Genomic DNA, 470 nt, shown 5'->3' with positions numbered 1-470 from the left:
CCTGATCCGCACGGTCAGCACGCTGGACGGCACGCCCAACATCGACAATGGCGGCAACGGGCTCGGCGGCTTCCTCGACGCGCTGAACATCACCGACACAGGCGACGGCGCGCAGATGACCGTGGACGGCCATATCGTCACGATCGAGAACGTCGCGGCGGCCGACCTGACGCTGGACGATTTCCAGTTCATCTGACACGGCCCGCAAATGCCGGCACGGATCACGGGGGCACCGGGGGTGTCCCCGGTCATTCGCGGGCGCAGCGGGGACCGCTTTGACCGGCGGGCGGGCTTCTCAGCGGCTGTATCGCATCGGCAACGTGAAGGTGTAGCTCGGCCGGGTCAGCCCGGCCGGGGCGGCTGGAAAACCACGCGCCGCGCGCACGGCACGCACGGCCGCCTCGTCCAGAACGCTGTGCCCGGATGAACGGATCATGGACACGCCGCGCAGGCGCCCGTCACGGCCGATG

General features: G+C 69.6%; 1 protein-coding gene and 1 pseudogene. One reads left to right on the top strand and one right to left on the bottom strand.

Annotated features, from left to right (window positions below; translation table 11 throughout):
- Nucleotides 1-196 (top strand): annotated as a pseudogene (locus ACH107_RS33520) (calcium-binding protein); the annotation flags it as partial.
- Nucleotides 197-295: 99 nt separating this feature from the next.
- On the opposite strand, the gene ACH107_RS33515 reads toward ACH107_RS33520, so the two are convergent.
- Entirely contained in the window at nucleotides 296-469 is a 174-nt protein-coding gene (locus tag ACH107_RS33515) for a TonB family protein (RefSeq protein WP_412509292.1), read from the bottom strand.
- Nucleotide 470: the final 1 nt, after the last annotated feature.

Source organism: Roseovarius halophilus (ex Wu et al. 2025) (assembly GCF_047086965.1).
The sequence above is the reverse complement of the archived record's forward strand: the minus strand, read 5'-3'. Positions and strand labels throughout refer to the sequence as shown.